The following is a 6,000-nucleotide window of genomic DNA, read 5'->3' on the forward strand; positions in this document are numbered from 1 at the left end:
CTACTTCCGAGTATCCCTTAAGAAAACACAATGGCTAAAACTAGCATAACCTTTTTCAATACTTCCTTTTATACGAAATCATTGTTTGTATTTTCTGATTGAAGACTATTGCAGTAGAAAATAAGTACCCAACTTATTTTCTACTGTTTTTTTGTTTCATTAAAATATAACTGCTTTAATAATTGGCTATCATAGGTTTCTGAAAGGTTTAGAAAATATGGTAACTGCCATTTTTGAGTCATTGATGCTGTCTTGTTTAATGACGTTACCCAATCTGGATAGACTCTTAGCGCCATTTTTCCTTGTTTATTCTCCGTGCTTAGAATATTTTTTTCTGCTAATAATTCTTTGGGAAAAATAAATTGACCTCTTTTATCCTCATCAAAAATTGTAATAATTAATTTGTCCGGTGCACGAACAAAATCATAGGCTTTATTATTATTCAAGGTATCCTTCTCCCAGAACACTACAAAATAACCTTGCTTTTTAGGTGTTCGTTTGCCTTTACGACTCCTAAAAGAGTGTTTACCAATCGTAAAAAACGCACCTTCATAATCTTTATTTTGCTCTTCTAAGATTACATTTTCCAAAGAGCTCTGGCTGATTTGATAAATTAATTTTGAAATATAATCAATTGATTCCATTATCTGCTCCTTTCATTCAACTTTAAGTAGTTTATTCCTAAAAAAAGTGCTTGGAACATAACTCTTTGAGTTAAGCACCAAGCACCTAATAACTGAATAAACAGCGGAAGTAAATGCAACCTCATATTTTTTAATAACTCTAGTGAGTTATTAGAGAACTCACTTTAATTTCCTAAATAATCCTTTGAGAAATTGACCATTTTTCATACTCTGGCATATCAAAGATATACTTTTCTCTGTGTGTTTTTCGGTATTCTTTTTCAATCAACTGAATCGTTTCTGTCACCGTACTATTTTCTAACGCATAACCATTGAAAATATAGAAAATAACTAATGTACATTTTTCATCAATTGCCATCAATTCTGGTAAAGTGATAGCCAAAGTCGCAGCATTTATTCTTTCAACTAATCGATTCGCTTTATCTGCTAATTTATGATAATAGTCGATAAATTCTTGCTCAACTTTTATCTTTTTATCCACTGTCGCAATGTATTCTTCTAATTGAATGTTCCACAAAAATGCTTCCATACTCTTTCCTCCTATTTATAAACAAGCACTTTAACCAACAACAACGCTCAAATAGCCGAAAATTCCAGCAATGTCATTAAAAGTCTTTACCCAACCCTCTTTTTGATCCCATCTTAAGATAGCATAATAAGGACTATTTTTTCCATAAAAAAGCCTTTTATCTACTAATATTTTTTTAACTTCATATTAAAACTACTCTCAGATTATACTAATAACTACTCTAAAAAATACCGATAAATATATTCTTCAATTTCACTTAGTTGAACAGACTCAATATGTTGTCGCTTAATAAAGTAAAATTTCCTCTGGTATTCTTGTCCTAAAGGTTGCCAATTTAGTTTTTCTGGTAGTGCCCTTTTCGAAATAATTGATTGCCCAATTCCCTGTTCTAGGCACTTGATAATCATTTCATTATTTTTGATAACCATTTTTTGAGGGTTTAAATTATTTTCTAAAAAAAATCGCTCTGTATAATGAAAAACTCCAGAATTTTCCTCTCTAACCAGCCACAGCGCTTGTGAAAAATCACCCGCTCGAACCAACTCATCAGTTTGAATTTCTTCACGGACAATGATATCTGTAAGCAATGGTTTCTCAATAAAACCAAAGTGAGCTTGATGTTTTTCAATTTTATCTAAGACTTCTTCAGAATTATTCATATCTAAAACAAACGTAACTTCAGGAAATTGCTGAATCAGCTGGCTCATTAAATCAGGTAAATAATACACAGCAAAGGTATTGGAGGCTACGATTCTACAAGTTTCCCGTGCCATATTCTCTTTATGGAGCGCTTGTTTAACTTCTTCCCAATCATCTGATAAATTCAGTAAGTACTGATATAAAATCTGAGCCTGCTTAGTAGGCACAACTTCCTTTCGACCATTACGGATAAACAATTCAATCTGTAATTCTTCTTCTAAATGCTTAATCTGGGTAGAAACGGCAGGCTGGGAAATAAACAGTAGTTCTGCAGCTTTTGAAAAGTTTTTTGTTTCATACACTACACGGAATGTTTTAAATTGCTTAAACATAGAAACCCCTTCCATTAAATTTAGTTATAGATATTATTTTAACTATTTATTTCTCAAATGCAAATTATTTCGTTATACTCAACTTATAGAAATACGAAGAAAGAAGATGAATCACTTAGTGAAAAACAAAAATACAAAACAGTTTTATTTAGAAAAAACAAAACTTATTTTACCAGGTTTACTTACTGCCTTTATTGTCGCAGTTGTGAGTAAAATCATCGCAATTTGGTTTCCAACTTTAGGTGCGGCAACGATTGCTATTTTACTTGGTATTTTATTAGGAAATACTTTTTTAAAAAATCCAGTTTTAGAACAAGGGACCAAAGTAGCAGAAAGTAAATTATTAGAGTTTTCAGTCGTACTACTTGGTGCAACTGTTACTTTTCAAACCATTGCTCACATCGGACTTAAAGGCGGTGTTTTTATTCTATTGCAAATGGTTCTGACGATAGTAGCAGCTTATGTTATAGGTGTGAAAATGCAGTTCTCAGACAATATGGCATTATTAATGGCCGGTGGGAATGCTGTATGCGGTTCTTCAGCAATTGCTTCGATCGCACCTGCTATTCACGCTAAAGAAGAGGAAAAAGGGCAAATCATTACTCTGGTCAATTTATTAGGAACCATATTAATGTTATTACTGCCTTTAATTGGTTCTGTTATCTATGGTTCTCAAATCTTAGCCAAAAGCGCGCTAATCGGCGGAACATTACAATCTGTCGGGCAAGTAGTCGCCAGTGCCAGTATGATTAATGGCGAGGTTGTAGAGCTTTCTATGCTGTTTAAAATCATGCGGATTATGCTATTAGTCGGGGTTGTATACTTTTTTGGGAAATTCAAACAAAGAAAAATGGTTGCTGTTTCAGACTCTGAAAGTTCCCCTAAACAAAAAAACACTGCCTTACCTTGGTACATTATTGGATTCGTTTTATTTTGCATCATTAACAGTGCGATTCATTTACCAGAACAGTTTAGCCAAACGGCTCACTTTTTTAGCGGTTGGTTTGAAATAACTGCCCTAGCAGCGATCGGCTTACGGTTAGATTTTCAAAAATTCTTCAAAGAAGGCAAACGATTTTTAATTTATGGTTTATCAGTTGGTTTGATTCAAATAGGTTTGGCAATTGGATTAATTTACTTGTTACATCTATAATAAAAAAGCATTCACTCTTTGGCATTGAGTGAATGTTTTTTTATAATTTTTCATCTGTTTTTGATTTAAAACCAACATAAGATTTGTTACCACTTAGGTTTAATACAAATAGCACAATAACGAGTGATAAAATGGAAACAGATAATAATAACGTTTGAACACCATCACCATGCAGCACCATTAATTGTCTTAAAATAGCTGTAATACAAATCAAAATCAAATATCTGATTGGAATATGATGTCCTTCTTGAATATAACGAATTACCATCATAATGAACTCAAATAACATGAAAAATGCTACAACTTCCTGCATTACAATTGATAAATTTTGAGGTGTCATAGGCTTGGTAATAAAGGTTCCAATATCTATTAATTGACGTATCATAAAAACTAAAATTAGTATAGCAAGTATCCCCAAAACAACATCTAAAACCAGATTGACATATTTTTTCATTATCCCAAAACGCTGGTCTTCTTTCATTTTTTTCCCACCTTTCTTTTTATTCTACATTATATCCGTTTCATTCAGATACGCTGCTTCTAAAATAATATATCATTTTTTTTATAGGTTGTAAAAAAGTAAAACTGAGAAATATAAGGATATCAATAGTTGTAGTCATTTTCAAAGATTAAGACATACAAATATAAAAAATAAAATACACCAAAAGCCTCAATCATTTTATTCCTAATTATGTTATTTTGGTAGTATCACAGGAGGGGATTTTATGTATAAAAAAATTGATGGTTTTCAGCTAAAATTTATCGCCATTATTGCAATGCTAATCAACCATATCGGAAGCGGGTTCGAAATTTACAATTATTCACATAGCTTATTTTTCCTGACAGAACTTATCGGAAAATTGACGTTTCCAATCATGGCTTATTTGTTGGTAGAAGGGTTTCATTATACGAAAAATGTAAAAAAATACGCATTAAGACTTACCGTTTTTTGGCTTATTTCTATTTATCCATTCCATGCTTGGTTTTATCCAAATTATCCATTTGATCCTACAGAACTAGTTAATAATATCTTTTTTACACTTTTGATGGGACTTCTTTTGATTATATTCTATGAAAAAACTAAAAATAAAGAACTTCATATTCTTCTTGTACTTGTTTTTTCTCTCAGTACAATTATGTCAGATTGGAATCTAATTGGTGTTTTGATGATCTATGGTTTTTACTTGATTAAAGACGTTACTATGAAAAAAATCGTTCCGCCAATTTATACTACATTATTTCTTTTCTCATTGATGTTGATTGCTTATATCATTACACCTGATTCAGTTCCTTGGTATGAACTAGTTTCAGTTTTTGGTATTTTAGGCGTAATCCCCTTACTTTTAAATTATAATGGACAACGAGGCTATTCACCAAACTGGGTTAAATGGGGATTTTATTTGTTCTATCCACTTCATCTGATTGTTTTAATTATCATACGTGGATTACTTTAAATTTTTAAATCAAGCATTTTAAACAAAAGATCGTGAGTGGGACAAAACTAAAAATCAGTTTTGTTTCACTCACTAAATCCGGATAAACGGCGAGAAAAAAGCAGCTACTCCACTTCGTTCCGATCACAACAATTTCTAAGAGCTAAAGCTCTAAGAATTGAAGGCTTCGGAAATAAGCTGAAATTCACAAAAATTTGAAGAGCAATTTTCGTGAATCCCTTCTTATTTCTCGGAGCTAAACGCTTTTGGCTCAGCCTCTTTTTTTTAATAATTAACCTATCCCAAAAGCCAGCACAATTGCCGCTAAAATATTGTTTAAAAAATGAATAGACATACTAACTTCTATCCGTTTTGTTTTATAGTAAGCTAAAGATAGAATCAGTCCCATCAAACCGTAAATCAAAAAACTAATTAAATTAGTTGGACCATGAACTAACCCAAATAAAATTGAGCTAACTGCAATTGCTGCTATCGGGAATTTTTCCAACCAAAAGCCAATGATTCCACCTCTAAATACAATTTCTTCCATTATTGGCGCAGCAACGCCAATTAATAATATAATCAATAAAGGATTTTCACCGGTAAAAATCACTTGAATAAGCGCATCATTTGCCGTTGATTCTGATCCTTGACTGTTTAATAGTAATGTTCCACCAATGGCAATTACTCTTGCTAGTAAATAACCACCTAAAATAATCCAAACATTTTTACGTTTGAAAAAATCTAATTTAAACGTTACAAAGCCTAATTTTTTCCCTAACAAAATTAACAACCAAATATTTCCTATAACTATTAATATTAAACATATCGATACTAACATAGACATATGCGCTTCCCCTACATTTAAAGAAATAGCTTTAGCTATTTGAAACGCAAACATCCCAACCTGACTAATTAGAAATAATCCTACCAAAATAAAAAAATTTTTCACATACGCCATCTTGAATCCTCCTTTTTAAACTATACTTTACTTATAATCATAACAAACTCACTCTCCATAGTAAATCAGCTAAAAATAATTAATTTAAAAACAACCGTTATTTTAGAATCAACGTGAGTGGGACAAAACTAAAAATCAGTTTTATTTCACTCACTAGATCCGAATAAACGGCGAGAAAAAAGCAGCTACTCCACTTCGTTCCGATCACAACAATTTCTAAGAGCTAAAGCTCTAAGAATTGAAGGCTTC

7 protein-coding genes are annotated in these 6,000 nt (G+C 31.8%); 2 read left to right on the forward strand and 5 right to left on the reverse strand.

Annotation, left to right across the window (positions count from 1 at the left end; genetic code table 11):
- Positions 1-140 precede the first annotated feature (140 nt).
- The 3 genes from C240_RS13035 to C240_RS13045 all read right to left on the reverse strand — a co-directional run bounded on the left by C240_RS13035 (position 141) and on the right by C240_RS13045 (position 2,204).
- Positions 141-644 (reverse strand): MepB family protein, encoded by a 504-nt coding sequence (locus C240_RS13035; RefSeq protein WP_271496492.1) that lies wholly within the window; start codon positions 642-644, stop codon positions 141-143.
- A gap of 172 nt (positions 645-816) precedes the next feature.
- Complete coding sequence (locus C240_RS13040; protein WP_271496495.1) at positions 817-1,173, reverse strand: DUF7006 family protein; 357 nt, start codon at positions 1,171-1,173, stop codon at positions 817-819.
- 215 nt (positions 1,174-1,388) lie between these two features.
- Entirely contained in the window at positions 1,389-2,204 is an 816-nt protein-coding gene (locus tag C240_RS13045) for a LysR family transcriptional regulator (RefSeq protein WP_271496499.1), read from the reverse strand.
- A gap of 106 nt (positions 2,205-2,310) precedes the next feature.
- Here C240_RS13045 and C240_RS13050 point away from each other — a divergent pair, with 106 nt between their 5' ends.
- A complete protein-coding gene (locus tag C240_RS13050) occupies positions 2,311-3,357 on the forward strand; it encodes a YeiH family protein (RefSeq protein ID WP_271496502.1) in 1,047 nt (348 codons plus the stop codon).
- Between the two features lie 40 nt (positions 3,358-3,397).
- On the opposite strand, the gene psiE is transcribed toward C240_RS13050, so the two are convergent.
- A complete protein-coding gene (psiE, locus tag C240_RS13055; protein ID WP_271496504.1) occupies positions 3,398-3,838 on the reverse strand; it encodes a phosphate-starvation-inducible protein PsiE in 441 nt (146 codons plus the stop codon).
- Positions 3,839-4,082: 244 nt separating this feature from the next.
- On the opposite strand from psiE, the gene C240_RS13060 reads away from it, so the two are divergent.
- The gene (locus tag C240_RS13060; RefSeq protein WP_271496507.1) at positions 4,083-4,811 is read left to right on the forward strand and encodes a TraX family protein; all 729 of its coding nucleotides are present in this window, start codon (positions 4,083-4,085) and stop codon (positions 4,809-4,811) included.
- A 271-nt stretch (positions 4,812-5,082) separates the two neighbouring features.
- Here the strand turns inward: C240_RS13060 and C240_RS13065 are convergent, their stop codons facing one another.
- Positions 5,083-5,751, reverse strand: a complete 669-nt coding sequence (locus C240_RS13065) for a CPBP family intramembrane glutamic endopeptidase (RefSeq protein WP_271491609.1) — start codon at positions 5,749-5,751, stop codon at positions 5,083-5,085.
- Positions 5,752-6,000: the final 249 nt, after the last annotated feature.

Source organism: Enterococcus sp. 5H, from assembly GCF_028128615.1.
Taxonomy (GTDB): Bacteria; Bacillota; Bacilli; order Lactobacillales; family Enterococcaceae; genus Enterococcus_L.